Source organism: Paraburkholderia strydomiana (assembly GCF_046030495.1).
GTDB classification, from domain to species: Bacteria; Pseudomonadota; Gammaproteobacteria; order Burkholderiales; family Burkholderiaceae; genus Paraburkholderia; species Paraburkholderia strydomiana_A.
On the sequence record NZ_JAQQCJ010000016.1, the window covers coordinates 141,916 to 161,316 of the forward strand.

17 protein-coding genes and 2 pseudogenes are annotated in these 19,401 nt (G+C 63.5%); 5 read left to right on the forward strand and 14 right to left on the reverse strand.

Features of this window, described 5'->3' with window-relative positions; translation table 11 throughout:
* Positions 1-5 precede the first annotated feature (5 nt).
* Entirely contained in the window at positions 6-1,031 is a 1,026-nt protein-coding gene (locus PQQ53_RS21845; RefSeq protein WP_408143002.1) for a DUF1571 domain-containing protein, read from the forward strand.
* Here the strand turns inward: PQQ53_RS21845 and PQQ53_RS21850 are convergent.
* The 5 genes from PQQ53_RS21850 to PQQ53_RS21870 all read right to left on the reverse strand — a co-directional run bounded on the left by PQQ53_RS21850 (position 1,028) and on the right by PQQ53_RS21870 (position 4,746).
* Entirely contained in the window at positions 1,028-1,456 is a 429-nt protein-coding gene (locus tag PQQ53_RS21850) for a hypothetical protein (RefSeq protein ID WP_408326085.1), read from the reverse strand. The two genes, PQQ53_RS21845 and PQQ53_RS21850, sit on opposite strands and share 4 nt — an antisense overlap.
* A gap of 55 nt (positions 1,457-1,511) precedes the next feature.
* Positions 1,512-3,089, reverse strand: coding sequence for an FAD-binding oxidoreductase (locus PQQ53_RS21855; protein ID WP_408142998.1), 1,578 nt, complete (start codon positions 3,087-3,089; stop codon positions 1,512-1,514).
* Between the two features lie 99 nt (positions 3,090-3,188).
* The gene (locus tag PQQ53_RS21860; RefSeq protein WP_408154336.1) at positions 3,189-4,049 is read right to left on the reverse strand and encodes an anti-sigma factor family protein; all 861 of its coding nucleotides are present in this window, start codon (positions 4,047-4,049) and stop codon (positions 3,189-3,191) included.
* On the reverse strand, positions 4,046-4,591 hold the full coding sequence (locus tag PQQ53_RS21865; RefSeq protein WP_408142994.1) for a sigma-70 family RNA polymerase sigma factor: 546 nt from the start codon (positions 4,589-4,591) through the stop codon (positions 4,046-4,048). The genes PQQ53_RS21860 and PQQ53_RS21865 overlap by 4 nt, the downstream gene beginning before the upstream one ends.
* Before the next feature lie 14 nt (positions 4,592-4,605).
* Entirely contained in the window at positions 4,606-4,746 is a 141-nt protein-coding gene (locus PQQ53_RS21870; RefSeq protein WP_408154338.1) for a hypothetical protein, read from the reverse strand.
* A gap of 305 nt (positions 4,747-5,051) precedes the next feature.
* On the opposite strand from PQQ53_RS21870, the gene hfq reads away from it, so the two are divergent.
* The gene (gene hfq / locus PQQ53_RS21875; protein WP_408142990.1) at positions 5,052-5,561 is read left to right on the forward strand and encodes an RNA chaperone Hfq; all 510 of its coding nucleotides are present in this window, start codon (positions 5,052-5,054) and stop codon (positions 5,559-5,561) included.
* A gap of 32 nt (positions 5,562-5,593) precedes the next feature.
* Here hfq and PQQ53_RS21880 read toward each other — a convergent pair whose 3' ends face one another.
* Positions 5,594-5,791 carry a hypothetical protein gene (locus PQQ53_RS21880; protein WP_408326088.1) on the reverse strand — a complete coding sequence of 66 codons (198 nt, stop codon included), beginning with the start codon at positions 5,789-5,791 and terminating at the stop codon, positions 5,594-5,596.
* A gap of 279 nt (positions 5,792-6,070) precedes the next feature.
* Here PQQ53_RS21880 and PQQ53_RS21885 point away from each other — a divergent pair, with 279 nt between their 5' ends.
* A complete protein-coding gene (locus tag PQQ53_RS21885) occupies positions 6,071-6,274 on the forward strand; it encodes a hypothetical protein (RefSeq protein ID WP_408326091.1) in 204 nt (67 codons plus the stop codon).
* A gap of 337 nt (positions 6,275-6,611) precedes the next feature.
* On the opposite strand, the gene PQQ53_RS21890 is transcribed toward PQQ53_RS21885, so the two are convergent.
* Complete coding sequence (locus PQQ53_RS21890) at positions 6,612-7,334, reverse strand: DUF2968 domain-containing protein (protein WP_408142985.1); 723 nt, start codon at positions 7,332-7,334, stop codon at positions 6,612-6,614.
* Between the two features lie 48 nt (positions 7,335-7,382).
* Positions 7,383-7,866: pseudogene (locus PQQ53_RS21895) on the reverse strand (sigma 54-interacting transcriptional regulator); the annotation flags it as partial.
* A 6-nt stretch (positions 7,867-7,872) separates the two neighbouring features.
* Here PQQ53_RS21895 and PQQ53_RS21900 point away from each other — a divergent pair.
* Positions 7,873-8,397, forward strand: a pseudogene (locus PQQ53_RS21900) (hypothetical protein); the annotation flags it as partial.
* A 254-nt stretch (positions 8,398-8,651) separates the two neighbouring features.
* A complete protein-coding gene (locus PQQ53_RS21905) occupies positions 8,652-9,137 on the forward strand; it encodes a DUF2147 domain-containing protein (RefSeq protein WP_121318598.1) in 486 nt (161 codons plus the stop codon).
* A 148-nt stretch (positions 9,138-9,285) separates the two neighbouring features.
* Here the strand turns inward: PQQ53_RS21905 and PQQ53_RS21910 are convergent, their stop codons facing one another.
* The 6 genes from PQQ53_RS21910 to typA form a co-directional block, all read right to left on the reverse strand.
* Positions 9,286-9,747 (reverse strand): transposase, encoded by a 462-nt coding sequence (locus PQQ53_RS21910; RefSeq protein WP_408326094.1) that lies wholly within the window; start codon positions 9,745-9,747, stop codon positions 9,286-9,288.
* A 170-nt stretch (positions 9,748-9,917) separates the two neighbouring features.
* On the reverse strand, positions 9,918-11,015 hold the full coding sequence (gene zapE, locus PQQ53_RS21915; protein ID WP_408154344.1) for a cell division protein ZapE: 1,098 nt from the start codon (positions 11,013-11,015) through the stop codon (positions 9,918-9,920).
* An 89-nt stretch (positions 11,016-11,104) separates the two neighbouring features.
* On the reverse strand, positions 11,105-12,535 hold the full coding sequence (gene lpdA, locus PQQ53_RS21920) for a dihydrolipoyl dehydrogenase (RefSeq protein ID WP_408142939.1): 1,431 nt from the start codon (positions 12,533-12,535) through the stop codon (positions 11,105-11,107).
* A 150-nt stretch (positions 12,536-12,685) separates the two neighbouring features.
* Positions 12,686-13,960: a 2-oxoglutarate dehydrogenase complex dihydrolipoyllysine-residue succinyltransferase gene (gene odhB / locus PQQ53_RS21925; RefSeq protein WP_408142938.1), complete on the reverse strand. Its 1,275-nt coding sequence runs from the start codon at positions 13,958-13,960 to the stop codon at positions 12,686-12,688.
* A 139-nt stretch (positions 13,961-14,099) separates the two neighbouring features.
* A complete protein-coding gene (locus PQQ53_RS21930; protein ID WP_408326097.1) occupies positions 14,100-16,961 on the reverse strand; it encodes a 2-oxoglutarate dehydrogenase E1 component in 2,862 nt (953 codons plus the stop codon).
* A 401-nt stretch (positions 16,962-17,362) separates the two neighbouring features.
* Positions 17,363-19,189 (reverse strand): translational GTPase TypA, encoded by a 1,827-nt coding sequence (typA, locus tag PQQ53_RS21935; RefSeq protein ID WP_408142934.1) that lies wholly within the window; start codon positions 19,187-19,189, stop codon positions 17,363-17,365.
* Between the last annotated feature and the right edge of the window lie 212 nt (positions 19,190-19,401).

Consider the following 19,401-nt stretch of genomic DNA (forward strand, 5'->3'; position numbering starts at 1 on the left):
GATTCATGACGCACCGCCTGCCCGCACGCTCATGCCACCCTTCGGCCTTCACGCGCTTCGCCAGGGTGGCGACGCTTGCGCGGCGGAGCGCCGCGTCATCGCGTGCGGTGCAGTCGCGCAAGTTTGTGGCACACGCGGTGATTGCCGCCGTGACGCTCGCCGCCGTGCTCGCCCCGGGGCCGGCAGCGTTCGCGCAGAACGACGACACCCCGCCCCCGCTCGATACCGCCAGCGCCGTCAAGGCGCCCACCACGCCGTCCTCGCAGGTCGGCAAGCTCACACTGGATCAGCAGGTCAAATGGCTGCGCGCCGCGCAGCAGAGCCGCACGCTGGAGAAGCTCGACGACGCGCAACTGGTCGCGCTGTTCCAGTCGCTCGATCCGCTCGCGCTGCCGCGCTATATCAATGAAGGGCCGAACGGCTACCCGTCGTACGAGTTCACGATGTCGCGCTCGGAACGCATTCGCGGCCCGTGGCCCGACAAGCCCGATCACATGCTCGTGCGGCTCACGCGCGACCCGCTGCGGATCTACGCGAAGTGGCTGCCCGACGGCGCGCATGCGGGCCAGGAAATCCTCTATGACGAGTCCAAACGCAGCGACGAAATGTACGGGCACCTCGGCGGCATCATGAACGTGATGCCGTTGTGGACCTCGCTGGACGGCACGCTCGCGCGCTCGCAATCGAACCATCAGTTGCGCGATCTCGGCACCGAGTACATCGCCGGCCAATACCTGGCCGAAGGCAAGAAATACACCGAGGCCGGCTTGCCGCGCTCGACCCAGGTGGAAGTCAAAACGCTCGACGGCGTGCGCGTGGTGGCCTTCACGTTCGAAACGCCCACCGGACAGCCGCAGTTCTATGCAAAGAAGGAAACGCTCGGGCTGGACCTGCGGCATCCGTACTTCCGCACCGTCGAGTCTTATGACAACGACGGCAAGCTGTTCGAGCGGATCGTCTTCGAAACGATCACGCCGAAGAGCTTCGACGACGCGACTTTCGATCCGAAGAACAAGGCGTATAAGTTCTAGTTGCCACTTCGGCGCGCGCTGCGCGGCGCGAATGCGAACGCGACGTGCGCGTGCCGCGCGGCCAATCCGCCATGCTGCGCCTCGCTGGGTTCGGCCAGATGCGCTGAACGGATAGCGAGTTCCTTGAGCACGAAGTAGTCGCAGGCGCGTGTCACGCCGATCAACGCGCGCCGCGCGCCCATCGGGTTCTGAGCGAGAAGCGGCGCGAGCGTCGTGTACCAGAGCGCGCCGATATCGTCGCCGGTGTCGAAAACCGGCAGCTTCATGTGCGCCGCGTATCGCGCGAACGACGGGCCGCAGGCCAGCGTCGAATCGACGATCGCCAGCGTGCCGCTCTGCGCAGCCGCGCTCGCGAGCCACGGCCATGCACCGCCTGTCACGCTCGACAGCCATGCGCCGGTCATCATGAAAGTGCGTCGGTCCATATTGGGATCCAGCCGCTGTGTGTATGGCGGGCCGCGCCAATGCGCTCGCCCACCGTCAGGTGTAGCCGCGCCGCGCGCGCCATGCTTGCGGCCAGATGCCCTGCTTGCCCGGTGCGAGAATGCCGTTCGGGTCGAGCGCGTCCTTGATCGTTTCCGACAGCCGCAGCAGCGCACCATCGTTGAAGCTGTATTGGGCCGCTGCAAAATCCATATACGCGAGATGCGTCCGGTACTGGCCATAGCCTGCGGCGCGCGCATCGCTCATCAGCGAGCGCAGCAGCGCGCCGGCCTGCTCGACCTGGTTCGCGTCGTCGCGGTCGAAGATCGCCGCGAAGATGTGATGCAGATGCCGCACACCCGCCGTGAAGCCGCCGTAGTAGTCGAAGCCGTATTCCGCGGCGCGCGCCTTGACCATCGTGTATTGACGCAACGCGTCGCGCCCGGTCGCCGGACACACCGGCGCGAAGTCCACGTGCGCGCCCGCGCCGCCGCGCCAATCGAGCATGCGGAAGGCGGTCATCGCGGGAATGCCGGCGAGGTTGCGGTCGCCGCCGCCGGTGGGCTGCGCGTCGCCCGCATAGCGCGCGGCGAATTGCTTCGCCTGCGGCACGCGCGCGAAGGCGCGCTGCACGATGGCATGGCGCGCGTCGATCAGCTCGGGCGTGCCGTACAGCGCGAAGTGCAGATTCCAGCGACCGACGTTCAGCTTGTCGAGCATCGCGGCCACCGCGCTCTCGGGCATCGCGCCCCGGCCTTCGTACCACTGCGCGCGCGCCGACAAACCCGCCGCGCGGCGCAAGCCGCCTTCGATCACCACGTGGTTGCGGATCGTTTCATCGAGCCGCAAGGGCCGCAGAATCTCCACGATCGCTTCGAGATCGGCCTCGTGACGAAACTGGATTTCGCCGAGCAGATACGCGGGCGGCGCGGGCATCAGCCAGACCCCGAGCTTGGTGACGACGCCGTAGTTCGACTGCATGAACATCGCATCGAACGAGGGTCCGTAACCCGGCTGGTACAACTGCCAGGCGGTGCCGATGTCGATCCCGCCCATCCCGGTGCGCAGCACGTCGCCGTTGGCGAGCACCACTTCCATGCCGCACTGGGTCGCGGCGTGGTCGCCGTAGTCGGTATAGCCGAAGCCGCGCTCGAGCGTGTTGCCGATCACGCTGCCCCAACCGGCCGCGGGCGGATCGACCCACAGCCTGTAGCCCTTGTCGCGCAGATGCGCATACAGATCGAAGTAGCTGACGCCCGGTTCGACCAGCGCGTACGCAAGCGTCTCGTTCACTTCGATGATGCGGTTCATGCGCTGCAGGTCGAGCACGACCGAGCCCGCGAGACGCGGCGCGGCGCCGCCATAGGCAAAGTTGCGGCCGGTGGAGACGGTCCACAACGGAATGCGATATTGGTTGGCGATGCGCAGCACCGCGCGAATCTCGTCGACCGAGGCGGGCAGCAGCGCGGCGCTCGCCGAAAACGCCGCGCGCTCGCCGGGCGCGAACGGATCGAGATACGCGGCGAGCCCCGCTGCGGACGTCACCACCCGCGCATCGCCGACGATCGCACGCCAGCCCGCGAGCGCGCGATCGAACTGGGTGGCGGAAACGTTCGGTGGCAGGGTCGGCGGCAAAGCGTTTTCTCCGGCGGATGAAGGACGCGGCGGTTGGTCTTCTTCGCGGGCGCGCCGGTTGTGTGCTCACCCGCTTCTCGCAGTCGGTCGTGCCGGCCGCTATTGCCAGGCCTCCGGCTTGCCGCCGAGCGCGCTGCACACGTCGATCGCGATCGAGCGCAGCTTGCCTTCCGCGATCTGCCCGGACAACGCATAGCCCATGCCGTCATTGATCCAGTAAAAGGTGCGGCGGCTGCCGTCGCGCAACAGGCGGAACGCGGTTTCGTCGCGCGCGGTGCCGGTCACGTACAGCGTGAGGCGCGCGCCGCTGCCGTTCTCGTACATGAACTGCGCGGCCGGCCCCGCCTCGCCGGGCAACAATCGACCGCCCACCAGCGAGTAACCGTACTCCTGCAACGACGGCACCGACAGCGGCCGGTTCAGTCGTTTGGACAGCCAGCTGATCAGATGCTCTTCTTCGCTCGCGGCGACTTCCACCGGATGACGCCGCTCCGGCGTGTACACCGCGTACGCGATGTCGGCGCGCTGCGCGAAGCTCGGCGGCTGGCCGCCCAGGCCGCCCCACGCGCCGCCCGTCAGGCGCGGCGCAAGCGGTCCCAGCGCAAGGGCGAGCCCCGCGCCGGCCGCAAGCCAGCATGCCGCGAGACCCACGCGTTGCCACCACGGCGGCGTGCGGCGCACCACGATGAAGGCGGGCTCGTCGGCCTCGGGAAACTCAGTGCGCTCATGGCGCGCATCCGATTCGCTGCGGCCGCTGCGCTGCGGCGCTCCGCACAGCGCGCGCAGCGCGGCTTTCTGCGCGCGCCACGCGGCCACCCGTTCGGCCGCCTGCGGATGCCGCTCCAGTTGCGCCTCGATCTCGGCGCGCCGCGCGCCCGGCAATTCGCCGTCGACAAACGCCGACAGCGCTCGCAGATCGAGCCCTTCGGGCAGGCTGGAATCGTAGTCGTCGTTGTTCATGACCGATTTCTCACCACTTTCAACGGCACGGTCTTGCGCGCCGGACCCTTGCCCGACCCTTCAGCCGGATCTTCCGTCAACAGCACGCGCAGGTGCTCACGCGCGCGCGAGAGCCGCGACATCACCGTGCCGATCGGCACGCCGAGCGCGCTCGACGCTTCCTGGTAAGACAGCTCTTCGACGCCAACCAGCAGCAGCACTTCGCGCTGCTCGACCGGCAGGCAATACAGCGCGCGCTGCAGATCGCGCAGCACCAGACCGTCGACCTCGCCTTGCGGCGCTTCGAGATTGCGCCACGGCGCGCTTTCGTCGTCGACGGCGATTTCGCGATGGCCGCGCAACTGGTCGATATAGAGATGCCGCAGGATAGTCAGCAGCCATGCGCGCAAATTGCTGTTGGGCCGGAACGCCGACCAGCGCGCGAGCGCACGCTCCGCCGTATCCTGCACGAGATCGTCGGCCCAAGCGCGGTCGCCCGTCAGCGCGCGCGCATAGCGGCGCAACTGCGGGAGCCACGCGATCACTTCCGCTTCGAAATTCACCCGGCAGACTAAGCTCAGTAGCCGCCGCCGCTACTGTTGCCGCTGCTGCCCGACGCGCTGCTGTCGGTCGCGGACGTGCAGCCGCTCGTCGCGAGCGAACCGAATGCCAGCGCCAGCAACACGAAGAACGCGGACACAATGCGGGATACTTTCATGGTGAGTCTCCTGAGGAGCGTCCGGCGCTATAGGTTGCCGGAACCAGTCGGCTGCGCGCGGAATGCAACGCTGCCATGTATGACTAAACGCAGGCAGCCCACGATTTATTCCGCGTGAGCACGGCCCACCCCTCTTTTTCCGCCATTGCTCAGCAGATTCGTAACTCAACGTTACAGTCAATAGTTATCGGATGCTTCCGCGCGCACAAGCCGTTATAGTGGACGCAGTTCGCCCACCCGGCGCGTTCTGCCCCCACACAGGGTAGAATTGCGGCGAACCACCGTCTTTCTAACCTGAATTGTCCATGGCTTCCGCAGAATCGCACCCGCAAAACGACTTCATGAACGCTGCGCGCAAAGAACGAAAGCGCGTCGAGATCTACCTTGTCAACGGCATTCGCTTGACCGGGTGCATCGAGTCGTTCGATCAGTACCTGGTGATGCTGCGCACGCCTGTCGGCCTGCAAGGCATCTACAAGCGCGCGATCTCGACGATCCAGCTCGACACCGGCACGCGTCCGGCTCCGCGCGCGGGGCGTCCCTCGCATGGCGAACACACCACGCGCGGCCCGCATGGCTCGCGTGAGCCCCGCGATCATCGGGAGCCGCGTGAACCACGTGAACCGCGCGAGTCGTATGGCGCATCGTCGGACCGCCCTTCGTCCGATCGCAACAGCGGCAACGCCGACGCTCCGGTGGTCGTGACACGCCGCCGGCGTCTGTTCGGCACGGGCGGTGACGGCGGCAACCACGGCGGCGGCAATCATGGCGGCAGCTCCGGCAATGTTGGCGGCAACAACGGCGGCAACGAATAAACCGCCGCCGCGGCGCTCGGCTACGATGTCGGCTAGCCGAGCCGCTGCAAAATCTTCTCCAGTTGCATCACCTGCTGCTCAGTCAGCTCGAACCCGCATTTGACCGCCAGCACGCGACGGCGCCAGTACACGGCGTCCAGCATGCGCAGCGCCGGTTGTTTCGTTGCCCACTCCAGATGGTCCAGCTCCGCTTCCACGACGTGTGAGGCGCTCAGGCGCCGTGCGCGCACAGGGTGTTTTCCCGTCCATGTTCGTTCGTTGCCTTGTGGTTGGCTGAGCCTGTCGGCTCTCCTCTCGAGCGGGCGCTGCCGGTTCGCACGTTGCGCTCTGCCATGCCGGGCCATGCGGCCGGCTGATGCTTTTGTTTTGCCGCTTCGCTGTCTGGCGACACACGGAAAACGAATCGATGCCGGGCGGTTTCAAATGATGTTTATATGCCGATGCCGCTCTGTATCGCGTGCATGCTTGCGCTATGCTGAATAGTCGACTCTCTTCTAATGGAGCATGTCATGACCAGCAAGAAGCATCACGCATCACAAGCGATTTCTCAGCCGATGGAAACGCCGCAATCGGCTCAGTCGGCCGATCGCCGTCTTGATGAAGCGCTGGAAGAAAGCTTTCCGGCAAGCGACCCGATTGCCGTCGATTTGACAGATCCGCATCACGCGCCGGCCGAGGCGGTGTCGTCGGAAACGGGGAAGAAGCGGCATTAGAAGCCGGTGGTGATCGGAGAGTGGCTGAAGATGCGAGACGCGCAGCAGGCTCGCCGAAGATCGTCTGCGTTTCGTTCGCGCGACGACACATTCCGCATGAGCGCCCCGTGAACCGAGGGGCCTGCGGACAAACGCGGGGAACGCCTACTTCAGAAGACCGGAAACCGCGGCGACAACGAACACCGCGAGCATGACCAGGAAAGGACGCCGAAGGCACTGACAGGCGACGAATATTCCACCGCCGCAATACCCCGAAAACAGCGTCCCCGCCGATGAGTCAGGCGGCGCTCCACCGCCGCCCCGCCCTTCCCATCCGACGATCTTCAAACCATCGCCTTCAATGCGAAGACAGCCCGCTTTCCAGCTGACGCTGAAGATCGCGTACCTGGCGCTGCGCGGCGCGCAACTGGTCTTGCGCGGCCAGCTTCTGCTGAGCCAGCGCCGTGGTTTCGGCACGCTTCTGTTCCTGCTGCGTCGCGACGATGCTCTGCTGCTGACGTGCGATCTCGAGGTCGGCCTGCAAGCGGCTCGCACGGTCCTGCGACAACGCGATCATCCGCTGCGTGAACGCCTTCTGCGCCTCGAGTTGCGTGCGGCGAATCTCGACGTCCGACAGTTGCACCGTCTGACGCACGAAATCCTTATAAATCATGTCGGCACGCGCGGCGTCCTGCGTCTTGATCACACGCCAGAAATTTTTCTGCTGGAACAGCGCGATGTAGTACGTCATCTCCTTGCCGTAAAACAGCATGCTCGCGCCATAACTGCCGTTGTAGGTGGTGCGCAATTCGCTGAGCTCCGACCCATGGATCATCTGCTGCAATTCCGCCACATTGCCTGCGGCGGACTGCCGGCTTTCGTCCGGGGTCAGTGCTGTGGTCTCCGCCTGCCCGCCCGGCACAGGGGCCGGTAACGCAGTGGTCGTGCCCGGCTGGGAAACGACAGCGGCGCTCGCGCTATTGGTCTCGACCGCCTGAGCTTGAGCCTGCACCCCTTGCGCGGCTCCCCATGCGATGAATGCGGCCAGGGCAATCTGCCGTACCTTCGACTTTCGGTCCATGTAATTCCTGCTTGAACAGTTTTTGTTTTAGTACAAAACGTCTGATTATTACTCACTTTCGCGCGTTTCGGGCTCTCCATCAAAAATTTGGTACTTACGCATCTTCTCCCCCGCTACCTCGCGGCTGATACCCAGGCAGAGTGCCGTGTCCTCACAGCGCCAGCTGTTCGCATCGAGCGCGGCCAGCACGCGGTTGCGTTCCGCCATGTCCCATTTGCTGCGGTCCATCAGCACCTCGGCCGCACTCTCCGCCGGCACCGGCTGAGCGCTGCGCGCGAGCGCCAGCAACCGCTGCAGGCGCGCCGCGTCCGACGCGCCGATCTGGCGCACCGTCACGCAGATCCGCTGGGCCAGGTTGCGCAACTCGCGCACGTTGCCGGGGAAAATAAGCGTCGGCGAGTCAGTACGGCAGGACCGGCAGCCCCGGGAGCCGCTCGGCGCCGACGATCTGTGCAATGAACGCCTTGAAGATCGCAATCTTGTCGACCGCGCTGCGCTCCTCCAGCGACGGAATCTTCTGCTCGATCACCGATCACCGATCACCGATCACACCGTCGCCGACCGGCCGCTGCGGCGTGCGACCTTCGAGCGTTACATCAACGTGCTCGGCCTGCTGCCGGGCATCAAGGTCGCGGCCAACGTACCGCCACCGCAGAACACCGACGGCGCCACCACGCTCAAACTGAACGTGGAGCGCAAACCGTTCGACATCAGCGTCGGAGTCAACTTCAATCAGCCTGGTGTGCAAGGTCATCAACCGGGTGGACCGTCGGGCGATTCGGGCTGGGGCGCCATGTTCGAAGTCAATCGCGGGTTGGCGCCCGGCTTCACCTATCTGCGCACCTTCACGCCGTCTATCTCGTTCGATATGGCACGCGTCAATCTGCACGCAGGCACGCCGTCGCCGTCGAGGCTCTCGTCGATTGCGTTCGGCTTCCGTATTTCGAACGCGAAGTACTACAGCCTCGATCTATCGGTGGCGAAGGCGACCGGCGACGCGCCGGTCGAAAGCGCCTCGCGCAGCCCGCGCATCAACGCGACGTTCTCCTACCCGTTGAATTGACGCTCCTCGCCAGCGCCGTGCGCTGATTAGAGGCCCCCCTATCAAACGGCGCGCGCGCTTTCACGTATTCTGCGCTGACGATGCGGCCGGCGACCTGTCAACAGGCAGGCCGCGAGTTGCCGATCGCCGCCCGAATCGAAGCCAGACCTGAGAGGCATGACGAGGCATTACGGCAGACATCACCCGATAACCGCCCGAGATGCCAATAACGCCGCGCGACCATGATCGCGTCGTCTTTTATCAAGGAGGAAACAATGACGCAATTCACTCAACGCGCCCGCGCCATCGCGCTTCGCACGGCCCGACACGCCGCGCTCGCCGGTGTGCTGCTTGCCGGGGCCGCGACTGCCATGGCGCAGACCGACACGGCGGTGGGCACGTGGAAGACCATCGACGATCACACCGGCCAGCCTAAAGCGCTCGTGCAGATCACCGACGATGGCAGCGGTCAGTTGAGCGGCAAGGTGATCAAGGGTCTCAATGCGAACGATCAACCGGACCGCCGCTGCACGGCGTGTACCGACGCGCGCAAGGATCAGCCGATTCTCGGCATGACCATCATTAGCGACATGAAGAAGGACGGCGACGGCTGGGACCACGGGCAGATTCTCGACCCGGAAAACGGCAAGCTCTACAAGTGCAAGATGCACCTGGAAGATGGTGGAAACAAACTGGTGGTGCGCGGCTATATTGGCGTGGCGCTGCTGGGGCGCTCGCAGACATGGGTTCGCCAGCAATAGGGGGCGATGTGGCTGAGCGTTGGCCCGAGTTTTCAGCCAGCTGAACTTTGGCTCGTACGCTCGTCAGGCTGAATGCAAAAGAAACGGCCGGCGATTGCCATCGCGCGGCCGTTTCTTTCTGTTGGGTGAAACCGGCGCATTAAAGCCGTCATGCGGCACGCTTGAAAGGCGATGTGTACGCGAACGGCGACGACGGCAGCGGGTTGCCTCGCGCCGGGTTGTACACGGCCGGCGCGGCAACAGATACGGCGGCTGGGTCGGTTGCCCCTACGGCGCGCTTCTCTGCCGCGCTCACGTGCCTGCGCATACGCGATTCCATCAGATTACAGAGGTCTTCGCTCGCCGTGCCAAGCAGTTGCTCCGTCACGCGCTTGAGCACGCCGGATTCGTACCAGATCTTGAAGCGACGATGACACGTTTGATACGAAGGGTAGCGGCGCGGCATAGCCGCCCAGGTCGCACCGCTGTACATGACCCACAGTACCCCGTTGAGTACCGAACGGGTATTGGCAAGCGGCCGTCCACGCAACTCGGAGCGCGGACGCAGTTCCGGCAGCAACGGCGCGACACGTTGCCATTCTTCATCAGTGATATCGTGGTGCGGATTCATGGCTTCTCCTTTATCAGACCAACAACAAAAGATAGCCAATTGCCCGCACGGGCAACATCAGATCAATCTGAATCTTGAAAACACAGCGTGTGAGCAGACTGATTAGAACGGCTCACGATCTAACGTAGCCGCTCCTCCGCTTCGCGCGAGCGAAGCCGGTCAGGACCAACTCAGGTCAGCGACGTATCGACAATACGGCGCGGCGTATCGAGATACTCCTTCGACTGCATCTCGACAATCCGCGACACCGTGCGCGTAAATTCGTTGGCCATCGGGCCGTCGACATACAGTTGCTCGGGCGGCACGGCCGCGGACATCAACAGCTTCACCTTGTGGTCGTAAAACACGTCGATCAGCCACGTGAAGCGGCGCGCTTCCGAGGCCATACGCGCCGACATCTGCGGCACGCCGGAGAGGATCACCGCGTGAAAACGGCTCGCCAGTTCGAGGTAGTCGTTCTGCGAGCGCGGGCCGCCGCACAACGTCGCGAAGTCGAACCACACGACGCCGTCCGCGCGGCGCAGCGCCTTCAACTCGCGCTTCTCGATGTGCAGGAGCGGGCTTTCGTCGGGGACCGCGGCGAGGCGCGCGAACGCGTCGCGCAACGCCTTGTCGGCGGTGGCGCCGAGCGGCGAGTGATACACCTCCACCTGCGCCAGCGTGCGTTGCCGGTAGTCGATACCCGCGTCGACGTTGATCACGTCGAGTTTCTCCTTGATCAGCTCGATGGCCGGCAGCATGCGGTCGCGATGCAGGCCGTCCGGATACAGCGTGTCCGGATCGTAGTTGGACGTCATCACGAACTGCACGCCGTTCTCGAATAACTTGTCGAGCAGACGGTACAGGATCATCGCGTCGGCGATGTCCGACACGTGGAATTCGTCGAAGCAGATCAGGCGGTAGCGCTTCGCAATCCGGCGCGCGAGCTCGTCGAGCGGATCGGCCATGCCCTTCAGGTCTTCCAGTTCGCGATGCACTTCGCGCATGAACTCGTGGAAATGCAGACGTGTTTTGCGATGCAGCGGCACGATCATGTAGAAGCTGTCCATCAGGAAGCTCTTGCCGCGCCCGACGCCGCCCCACATGTACACGCCGCGCGGCAGGTCCGGACGATTGATCAGTTTCTTGAACGCATTCGAGCGGCGCGATTTGTATTCGACCCACTCTTCATAGCACCGCTGCAGCCGGTCGACCGCCGCGCGTTGCGCCGGGTCCGATTGATATCCGCGCGTCTGCAGTTCTTTCTCGTAGTATTCGGTGACGTTCATGGTGTTGCTGCAAAAAGAAAGGCGGGAGGGATTGAACCCGCCCGCCTTTGTGGTGATGCCAGAGTACGTTCAGTCAGGCGTGCGCGTGATTACATGTTCAGCGCGCGCTTGTCGACGGCCAGCGCCGCTTCGCGCATGACTTCCGACAGCGACGGGTGCGGATGGCAAATGCGGCCGAGGTCTTCCGACGCCGCTTTGAATTCCATCGCCACCACGGCTTCCGCGATCAGGTCCGATGCGTTTGCCGAGATGATGTGCACGCCGAGCAGTTCGTCGGTCTTCGCGTCGGCGATCATCTTGACGAAACCATCCGCCTTGTTGATGCCGAGCGCGCGGCCGTTCGCCATGAACGGGAACTGGCCCGTCTTGACCTCGCGGCCTTCCGCTTTCAGCTGCTGTTCCGTCTTGCCAACCCACGCGATTTCCGGTTCGGTGTAGATCACCCACGGAATGCAGTTGTAGTCGATATGCGGCTTCTGACCGTCGATGATTTCCGCGACCAGCACGCCTTCGTCTTCAGCCTTGTGCGCGAGCATCGGGCCACGCACCACGTCGCCGATCGCGTACACGTTCGGCACCGCCGTCGCACAGTGATCGTCGACGTCGATGAAGCCGCGCTCGTTGGCCTTCAGGCCGATCGCTTCGAGACCGAGGTTGTCGGTGTTCGGCACGCGGCCGATCGACACGATCAGGCGGTCCGCGTCGATCGTCTTCGCGTTGCCGTCCTTGTCCGTGTAGGCGATCGAGACGCTCGTGTCCGTCGTCTTGACTTCGCCGACCTTCACGCCGACCTGGATGTCGAGACCCTGCTTCTTGAACTGCTTGGCCGCTTCTTTCGAGAGTGCCTGGTCAGCCGCGCCGAGGAATTCCGGCAGCGCTTCGAGCACGGTCACTTCCGCGCCCAGACGGCGCCACACCGAACCCAGTTCCAGACCGATCACGCCAGCGCCGATCACGGCCAGCTTCTTCGGAGCCGTGTCGAAAGCCAGAGCGCCTTCGTTGTCGGCGACGATCTTGTTGTCGACCGGAATGTTCGGCAGATGGCGCGCCTTCGAACCCGTCGCGATGATCACGTTCTTTGCCGTGACCACTTCGGTTTCGCCTTCGCCGCTCACTTCGATCTGCACGCCGGCGTCCGTCTTGCCGGTGAACTTGCCGTGGCCCTTGAGCCAGGTGATCTTGTTCTTGCGGAACAGGAATTCGATGCCCTTGGTCATCTTCTCGACGATGCCGTCCTTGCGGGCCATCATCTTCGCGATATCGACCTTCACGTTGTCCACGGAAATGCCGTGGTCCGCGAGGTGATGCGATGCGTTTTCAAACTCTTCCGACGACGCGAGCAGCGCCTTCGACGGAATGCAACCGACATTCAGGCACGTGCCGCCGAGCTTCAACGCGCCGGCCGGGTTCTTCCATTTTTCGATACATGCGACGGTCTTGCCGAGCTGCGCTGCGCGGATGGCGGCGATATAACCGCCAGGGCCTGCGCCGATCACGACGACGTCAAATTCTTTGGACATGACAATCCTTTCGATGACGGAACGGCGCGCGGCCACGTTTCGTGGCGCGTGCCGTTCCTGTACTGCGGAATGCTAAAGACGTACTGCTCAGATGGCGCCGACTTGCCTGATATCAACCAGACGAACAAGCCGGCGGCGCCGGGACGGCGATTACAGGTCGAGCAGCAGGCGAGCCGGATCTTCCAGCGCGTCCTTCATCGCGACCAGCGACAGCACCGCTTCGCGGCCGTCGATGATACGGTGGTCGTACGACAGCGCCAGGTAGTTCATCGGACGGATCACGATCTGGCCGTTTTCGACCACAGCGCGTTCCTTCGTCGCGTGCACGCCCAGAATGGCGGATTGCGGCGGGTTGATGATCGGGGTCGACAGCATCGAACCGAACACACCACCGTTCGAGATCGAGAACGTACCGCCGGTCATTTCTTCGATCGACAGCTTGCCGTCCTTCGCCTTCTGGCCGAACTCGGCGATCTTCTTCTCGATGTCGGCGAGGCTCAGCTGATCCGCGTTGCGCAGGATCGGCACCACCAGGCCACGCGGCGAACCGACAGCGATACCGATGTCGAAGTAGCCGTGATAAACGATGTCGTTACCGTCGATCGACGCGTTCACCAGCGGGAACTTCTTCAGCGCGTGAACCGCCGCCTTCACGAAGAACGACATGAAGCCGAGCTTCACGCCATGTTCCTTCTCGAACTTGTCCTTGTACTTGTTGCGCAGATCCATCACCGGCGCCATGTTCACTTCGTTGAACGTGGTCAGGATGGCGTTGGTTTGCTGCGACTCGAGCAGACGCTCGGCGATACGCGCACGCAGACGCGACATCGGCACGCGTTGTTCCGGGCGGTCCTTCAGCCACTGGTCGGCCGATGTCGGCGCCTTGACGTCCGGCAGCGACGGCTTCGCAGCCTTCGGTGCGGCAGCCGGTGCCGGCGCTGCCTTGGCAGCCGGGGCGCCCGCGGTCAGCACGTCGCCCTTGGTGATGCGGCCATCGCGGCCGGTGCCGGCGACGTCGCCCGACGACAGGCCCTTCTCCGCCATCAGCTTGCCGGCAGCCGGCGAAGCAGCGGTGTTCGAACCCGTGGCGACAGCGGCTTGCGCAGCCGGTGCCGGTGCGGCGGCCGCAGCGGCGACCGGAGCCGGCTTGACTTCAGCCTCGACAGCGGCGGCGCCTGCGGTGCCTTCCGTGTCGATCTTCGCGATCACCTGATCGGCGACGACGATGTCGCCGTCGTTCGAGATGATTTGCGCGAGCACGCCGGCCGAGGGTGCCGGCACTTCGAGCACGACCTTGTCGGTCTCGATTTCGATGAGAATTTCGTCAACAGCAACAGCCTCGCCGGGCTTTTTCTTCCACTGCAGCATCGTGGCTTCCGAGACCGACTCGGACAGCTGGGGAACCTTGACTTCAACAATAGCCATTATGAATATCCTGAATACGTATCGGGTGACGGCGCGGGGAACGACGACCGCCTGCGAACCATGACCGCGGATGACCCTTTACCGGATCACCGGACGCGGCGCGGGAAAGCGCAGCGCGCCTTCCCGGTTCGTCTGTTCTTTATTTAGCGATCGACGCGCTCTTGAGGCGGCCGAAAGCGCCTTCGACCAGCGCCTTCTGCTGCTCGTAGTGCTTCGCGTAGTAGCCGACTGCCGGCGAGGCCGAAGCCGGACGGCCGCTGTATGCCAGCTTCTGCCCTTCCTTCATGCCTTCCTTCAGGTGGTGCTCGATGTAGAACCACGGGCCCTGATTCTGCGGCTCGTCCTGCACCCAGACCACTTCGGTCGCGTTGTCGTACTTCTTGATTTCCGCTTCGAACTGCTTGTGCGCGAACGGATAGAGCTGTTCGATACGGACGATCGCGACGTCGCTCGACTTCGATTCGCGGCGATGCGCGAGCAGGTCGTAGTACACGCGGCCCGAGCAGACGACCACGCGCTTGACCTTCTTCGCGTCGATGGTCTCGTCGGTTTCGCCGATCACCGGCTGGAACGAACCCTTCGCCAGTTCCGACAGATCCGACACGGCTTCCTTGTGACGCAGCAGCGACTTCGGCGTCGCAACGATCAGCGGCTTGCGGAACAGGCGGATCATCTGCCGGCGCAACAGGTGGAAAATCTGCGCCGGCGTGGTCGGCTGAACGACCTGCATGTTGTGGTCTGCGCACAGTTGCAGGAAACGCTCGATGCGCGCCGACGAGTGCTCCGGACCCTGGCCTTCGTAGCCGTGCGGCAGCAGCATCGTGAGACCCGACACGCGGCCCCACTTCACTTCGCCCGACGAGATGAACTGGTCGATCACGACTTGCGCGCCGTTCACGAAGTCGCCGAACTGCGCTTCCCATGCGACGAACGTATTCGGCTCAGCGGTCGAGTAGCCGTATTCGAAGCCCAGCACCGCTTCTTCCGACAGCACCGAGTCGATCACCGTGAACTTCGCCTGACCGTCGGCGATGTTCTGCAGCGGCACATAGGTGCCGTCGTTCCAGCGTTCGCGGTTCTGATCGTGCAGCACCGCGTGACGGTGCGTGAACGTGCCGCGGCCCGAGTCCTGACCGGTCAGGCGCACTGCATAGCCCGATGCGACCAGCGACGCGAATGCCAGGTGTTCGCCCATGCCCCAGTCGAGCTTCGCTTCGCCACGGCCCATCGCGCGACGGTCGTTGATGACGCGCTCGACCAGCGGGTGAACCTTGAAGTTTTCCGGGATCGTGGTGACGCGCTCGGCGAGGCGCTTCAGTTCGGCGAGCGGCACAGCCGTGTCGGCTGCGTCGGTCCACTTGCGGTTCAGGAACGGCACCCAGTCGACCGCGTACTTGCTCTTGTAATTCGAAAGCACCGGGTCGATCGTGTGATGGCCTTCGTCCATCGCCTTGCGGTAAGCCTTGACGAATTCGTCGCCTTCTTCCGCGGTGATCACGCCCTGTTGCACCAGCTTTTCGGCGTACAGCGCGCGCGTGCCCGGGTGCTTCGCAATCGTCTTGTACATCAGCGGCTGCGTGACCGCCGGCGTGTCCTGCTCGTTGTGACCCAGCTTGCGGAAGCAGACGATGTCGACGACGACGTCCTTGTGGAACTGCATTCGGAAATCGATCGCCAGTTGCGTCGCCAGAACGACCGCTTCAGGATCGTCGCCGTTCACGTGCAGCACCGGCGCTTCGATCATCTTGACGACATCCGAGCAGTACAACGTGGAGCGCGAGTCGCGCGGGTCCGACGTCGTGAAGCCGATCTGGTTGTTGATGACAATGTGCAGCGTGCCGTGCGTGCCGTAACCGCGCGTTTGCGCGAGGTTCAGCGTTTCCATCACGACGCCCTGGCCCGCGAAAGCCGCGTCGCCGTGAATCTGCACCGGCAGCACTTGCAGGCCGCTGTCGTCGCCGCGACGGTCCATACGGGCCTTCGCCGAACCTTCGACCACCGGGTTGACGATTTCGAGGTGCGAGGGGTTGAACGCGAGCGACAGGTGAACCGGGCCGCCCTCGGTCGAGACGTCCGACGAGAAACCCTTGTGATACTTCACGTCGCCGGCCGGCAGGTCGTCGACGTGCTTGCCTTCGAATTCGGCGAACAGGTCGGCCGGCATCTTGCCGAGCGTATTGACCAGCACGTTCAGACGGCCACGGTGAGCCATGCCGATGACGATTTCCTGAACGCCGTTGGCGCCGCCGTGACGCACGACTTCGTCCATCGACGCGATGAAGCTTTCGCCGCCTTCGAGCGAGAAGCGCTTCTGGCCGACGTACTTGGTGTGCAGGAAACGCTCGAGGCCTTCAGCGGCCGTCAGGCGATTCAGGATGTGCTTCTTCTTTTCTTTGGTGAAGTTCGGCGTCGAGCGGATCGACTCGAGACGCTCCTTCCACCAGCGCTTCTGTTCCGGATCGCTGATGTACATGTACTCGGCGCCGATCGTGCCGCAGTACGTATCGCGCAATGCCTTGACGATCTCGCGCAGCGACGCACGCTCGAATCCGAAATACAGATTCGTTGCGCTGAACTCCTGGTCCATGTCGGCTTCGGTGAAGTCGTAGAACGCGGGTTCAAGTTCGGGAATAGCGGGACGTTCGCGGCGCTTCAGAGGATCGAGATTGGCCCATTGCGAGCCGAGGAAGCGATATGCGCCGATGAGGGACTGCACATAAACCTGCTTGCGGGCGGTTGCGAGATCTTCGCCGCCGGCAGCCGTGCGCGGGATGAAGGCATTAGCCTTGGCCCGTTGAGCAAACGATTCGACGATCGGGCCATGGGCCACGTCGTTGGCATTGCTGCCATCCGATGCAGGAACGTTCTGCAACGCGTCGAAATAGCTGCGCCAGTTCTCGGGCACTGACGCCGGATTATCGAGATACGCTTCGTACATTTCTTCTACGTACGGAGCATTGCCGCCGAACAGATAAGAGTTCGACTGGAATTGCTTCATCATTTTTACGCTCACCTTTCTTCGAGTTTCTCGAGAAATAGCGGGTTACAGAACCTTCCGCGACACGGCCTGACCGTTTAGCGGATTGCGCGAATCAAGTCTTGCTTGGAAGGACCTAAAACTTTGCACCCGGGGAGCATATCACAGAACGAATGACGCAGATAGCAGACGGATTGTCGCCCGAGCCCGTTGCGACGGGCTTTCACGACCGATCTCGGCACTGGTTTCGCAGCGCGCAATAGTGTTCTGCGGAAACGGGGACGAATAGGCGATGAGCCGCGGCAACCGCATGCAACACATCCTGTTTTCAAGCCTGGAAATGACGAAAGCCACCCGAAGGTGGCTTTCGTCTACAACGCCGCGCAGCGAAGAATCGCCGCGAACCGGTTCAGGCCGAGGCCCGCTCAGTCCACCGCGCCCTTGCGGCTTGCGCTACGGCGCTCGTGCTCCTTCAGATACCGCTTGCGCAGACGGATCGATTGCGGCGTGACTTCGACCAACTCGTCGTCGTCGATAAATTCGACCGCATATTCCAGCGACATCTGGATCGGCGGCACGAGGCGCACAGCTTCGTCGGTGCCCGACGAACGCACGTTGGTCAGCTGCTTGCCCTTGATCGGGTTCACGACCAGGTCGTTGTCACGGCTGTGGATGCCGATGATCATGCCTTCGTACAGCGGCTCACCCGGCGACACGAACATACGGCCGCGATCCTGCAGCTTCCACAGTGCGTACGCGACTGCCGCGCCATCGTCCTGCGAGATCAGCACGCCGTTGCGACGCTCGCCGACCGCGCCTTCCCTGACCGGCTGGTACGAGTCGAACGTGTGGCTCATCAGGCCCGTGCCGCGCGTGAGCGTCAGGAATTCCGACTGGAAGCCGATCAGACCACGCGCCGAAATACGGTACTCGAGACGCGTACGGCCACGGCCGTCCGACGCCATGTCGAGCATTTCACCCTTGCGGCGACCCAGCTCTTCCATCACACCGCCCTGGTGGCCGTCTTCCATGTCGACGGTCAGGTTTTCATACGGCTCGTGCTTCACGCCGTCGATTTCCTGCATCACCACGCGCGGGCGCGACACGGCCAGCTCGTAGCCTTCGCGGCGCATGTTTTCAACGAGAATGGTCAGGTGCAGTTCACCACGGCCCGCCACTTCGAAGGTGGTTTCGTCGCCGGTTTCCTTCACGCGCAGCGCGACGTTGTGGTTCAGTTCCTTCATCAGGCGGTCACGAATCTGACGACTCGTGACGAATTTGCCTTCGCGGCCGGCCAGCGGCGACGAATTGACGAGGAAGTTCATCGTCAGCGTGGGTTCGTCGACGGTGATCATCGGCAGCGCGTCCGGCTGTTCCGGTGCGCAGATGGTCACGCCGATGCCGATTTCTTCGATACCGTTGATCAGCACGATGTCGCCAGCTTCAGCCGAGTCGACCTGGACGCGCTCGAGGCCCTTGAACGACAGCACCTGGTTGATCTTGCGGTTCAGGATCGCGCCATCCGGACCCGAACGCACGGCAACCGCCATGCCCGGCTTGATACGGCCACGCGTGATGCGGCCCACGCCGATACGACCGACGTACGACGAGTAATCCAGCGACGTGATCTGCAGCTGCAGCGGCGCATCCGGATCGGCCGGGCGCACCGGCACGTGCTTGAGCACGGCTTCGAACAGCGGACGCATGTCGCCTTCACGGACGTCCGACGTCAGACCGGCATAGCCGTTCAGACCCGATGCGTAGACGATCGGGAAGTCGAGCTGTTCGTCAGTTGCGCCCAGCTTGTCGAACAGGTCGAACGTCTGGTTGATCACCCAGTCGATGCGCGCACCCGGACGATCCACCTTGTTGATCACGACGATCGGCTTCAGGCCGAGCGCCAGCGCCTTCTTGGTCACGAAGCGCGTTTGCGGCATCGGGCCTTCGACGGCGTCGACCAGCAGCAGCACCGAGTCGACCATCGACAGCACGCGCTCCACTTCACCGCCGAAGTCGGCGTGGCCCGGGGTGTCGACGATGTTGATGTGCGTGCCTTCGTATTCGACCGCGCAGTTCTTCGACAGGATCGTGATGCCACGTTCCTTTTCGATGTCGTTCGAGTCCATCACGCGCTCGGCGATTTGCTGGTTGTCGCGGAACGTGGCGGTCTGACGGAGGAGCTGGTCGACGAGCGTGGTCTTGCCGTGGTCGACGTGAGCAATGATGGCGATGTTGCGTAGGGCGCGGGTCATAGGAAACCTGGAGACAGTTGGAGTGCGCCGCTTGCTTATGCCGGTTACTACTTTACTGATACCAACCACGACAAGCCCAAAGCGCACTTTTGGGAACCCAACATTGTAGCACGCAAGAATGAAGCTTTCTGGTATTCCCTGATAGACCCGCCCTCTTCCATGCAGCGGTGCATGGGACGGAGGCCTGACTCCGTCAGCGCAGACCTACGCGA